The sequence below is a fragment of the Anaerovibrio sp. genome, assembly GCF_051866355.1.
Taxonomy (GTDB): domain Bacteria; phylum Bacillota; class Negativicutes; order Selenomonadales; family Selenomonadaceae; genus Anaerovibrio.
The window spans coordinates 1-2,424 of record NZ_JBJDWZ010000095.1 but is presented as its reverse complement, the minus strand read 5'-3'; the positions used below and the strand labels follow the sequence as shown (position 1 = coordinate 2,424).

Genomic DNA, 2,424 nt, shown 5'->3' with positions numbered 1-2,424 from the left:
AGGCCTGTCAGGAAAACTGCTATAGTGACGATGATGGCGTTATGGAATATGTGGGCATCCATGAAGGCTGGTTGGAAAAATATCGTGACAGGCTGGTAAGGGTGGATGGTGCGTACAGCCCCTGCCCCGGTGTAAAGCTGTTGCCCCATTCCCTTGATATGCGGGAAGCTGGCCGGCAGGCCCGCATGTATGTAAAGGAGCTGGACACCTTCTTTCCGGAGCTGTTTCAGCACGAGCAGAGCCTTGTGTTTGAGGTGGAGGACGGACTGGTGATTTTCAATAGCTGCTGTCATGGGGGCGTGGAGAATATTATCGAGGAAGTCAGCGCCGCCTATGGTGGCAGGAAAATCATAGGGCTGGTAGGTGGTTTTCACCTGTATAAAACTAGTGCGGAGGCTGTGCGCAGGCTGGCTGACAAATTGCAGGCATCAGGCGTGAAGTTCATAGTAACGGGGCACTGTACCGGTGATGAGGCATTTGCCATACTGCATGAGGTGCTGGGGGATAAAATACGGCAGATGTATGCTGGTTTTTGTATGGAAATATAGAAATTGCAAGTGCTGGCAGATGGACATATTTGCGTAGGAAATATTGGCAAGTATTAACAGAAATATTTGTGTGTATTATTTTACGTTTGGAGGTTTTTATGCAAATTTCAAGTAGATTTACGCTGGCGATTCATGTGCTGATATGTATTTATACATTTAAGGACGAATATAAAGTGACAAGTAATTTTTTGGCAGGAAGCACAAATGTCAATCCCGTCATAATCCGTAACCTGCTGGGGCAACTAAAAAATGCAGGCATTGTAAACGTAGTCAGAGGTTCAGGCGGTGCATATATGGCAAAACCCTTAAAAGAGATTACGTTACTTGATGTGTATAGGGCAGTGGACAGCGTAGACAATGGAGAACTGTTCCATTTTCACGAAAATCCGAATGCAGATTGTCCTGTGGGAAGAAATATCCATGTTATACTGGATGAAAAATTAGCCAGGGTTCAGAGTGCCATGGAAATGGAGCTGGCCTCTATCACTTTGGAGAATATCAGGTCTGATACGGAAAAGTATATCAAAGGACTGGGGAGAGCATAGCGGCAGCTATGCTTTTTTTACAATTTTTTATGAAGTGTTTAGTTGTAAGTATTGACATTACAACTAAAAGAGTATAGAATTATAGTTGTAATGATTAGAGTTACAACTATAAAGAGATGGAGGTAGTTTTGATGAAAAAAGTGGTAGAATTTCTGCAGGATAATCCGGTGCAATATCTGGCAACGGTAGGGCGTGATGGCAAGGCCAAGTGCCGTCCGTTCATGTTTTGCCTTGAAAGAGAAGGAAGGCTTTGGTTTTGCACAAATAACCAAAAAGACGTCTATAAGGATATGCAGGAAAACCCGTATGTAGAGCTTTCGGTTTCATCTTCTGATTATGCGTGGATTCGGTTGTCCGGCAAGGCCGTGTTTGAAAATAATATGGCAGTGAAGACGGCATGCCTGGAAAATCCTATAGTAAAGGGGCAGTACAAAACTGCGGATAATCCAATCTTTGAAGTTTTTTATCTGGATAATCCTCATGGTGTAATTGCAGATTTTTCCGGTAATCCACCATATACATTTTAACGTGGGAAATTTGCAGACGGCATAGCACCAAATAACGCAAAATTGAAAACCGCTGACAAGGAAAGTTATGTGCATAAATATTGTATTTTGAAGTATAATATTTGTGCACATATTTATTTTGTGGATTTTGGGCAGGTGGCAGATGCTTGCCGCTTGTCTTTCATCGGGTCAAAATATGTTGCATTGGCTGACAGGGTGTTGTAAGATGATAATAGGCAAGGCTTTTACGGCTCCTGTCCATTATGTGGTGGTATGTGAGCTGTCTGGCGGAAACGGCTTTGCGGATTTGGCTGGCATTAACTATGACAGGGGGTGCAAAAAGCATACCTGCCTGATAGAAGACGCTGGAAGCTATGTACCCTTGGATAGTAAAGAGTGAAAACAACGAAGGTGTAAAGGGGGATGATTTTATGCAGACGATTGCTCTGATTGCCCATGACAAGAAGAAGGATGAAATGCTGGAGTTTGTAGGTCACCACAAGGACTTGCTGAAAAATTTTCATCTGGTAGCGACGAGAACCACAGGGACGCTCATTAATGAAAAGTATGACCTCAATGTGGAAACTATGATGTCAGGGCCGCTGGGCGGTGACCAGCAGATTGGCGCAATGATTGCGGTGGACAAGGTGGATTTTGTGATTTTCCTGCGGGACCCGCTGACCTCCCAGCCCCATGAGCCGGATATCAATGCCCTTTTGCGCCTGTGCGACGTGCATAATATTCCGCTGGCGACCAACAGAAAGAGCGGGCATATTATGCTGGAGTATGTGGCAAAGAAAATGAATAGCTGATGTGAGGGTACAT

The 2,424-nt window shown here is 44.3% G+C and carries 5 protein-coding genes; all 5 read left to right on the top strand.

From position 1 onward, the window contains the following. The coding region (locus tag ACI3UA_RS05190; RefSeq protein WP_439723769.1) for an MBL fold metallo-hydrolase at positions 1-548 on the top strand (548 nt) is incomplete at its 5' end. Positions 549-646: 98 nt separating this feature from the next. Continuing rightward, positions 647-1,093 (top strand): Rrf2 family transcriptional regulator, encoded by a 447-nt coding sequence (locus ACI3UA_RS05185; RefSeq protein ID WP_439723768.1) that lies wholly within the window; start codon positions 647-649, stop codon positions 1,091-1,093. 131 nt (positions 1,094-1,224) lie between these two features. Then, positions 1,225-1,620 (top strand): pyridoxamine 5'-phosphate oxidase family protein, encoded by a 396-nt coding sequence (locus ACI3UA_RS05180; RefSeq protein WP_439723767.1) that lies wholly within the window; start codon positions 1,225-1,227, stop codon positions 1,618-1,620. Between the two features lie 205 nt (positions 1,621-1,825). Then, entirely contained in the window at positions 1,826-1,999 is a 174-nt protein-coding gene (locus ACI3UA_RS05175; protein ID WP_439723766.1) for a hypothetical protein, read from the top strand. 31 nt (positions 2,000-2,030) lie between these two features. Further along, complete coding sequence (locus ACI3UA_RS05170) at positions 2,031-2,411, top strand: methylglyoxal synthase (protein WP_439723765.1); 381 nt, start codon at positions 2,031-2,033, stop codon at positions 2,409-2,411. The last annotated feature ends 13 nt before the right edge of the window (positions 2,412-2,424 follow it).

Excerpts from the sequence above, each read along its gene's own strand:
- ACI3UA_RS05175 (WP_439723766.1), top strand. The coding sequence starts at position 1,826 with ATGATAATAGGCAAGGCTTTTACGGCTCCTGTCCATTATGTGGTGGTA.
- ACI3UA_RS05185 (WP_439723768.1), top strand. The coding sequence starts at position 647 with ATGCAAATTTCAAGTAGATTTACGCTGGCGATTCATGTGCTGATATGT.
- ACI3UA_RS05170 (WP_439723765.1), top strand. The coding sequence starts at position 2,031 with ATGCAGACGATTGCTCTGATTGCCCATGACAAGAAGAAGGATGAAATG.
- ACI3UA_RS05180 (WP_439723767.1), top strand. The coding sequence starts at position 1,225 with ATGAAAAAAGTGGTAGAATTTCTGCAGGATAATCCGGTGCAATATCTG.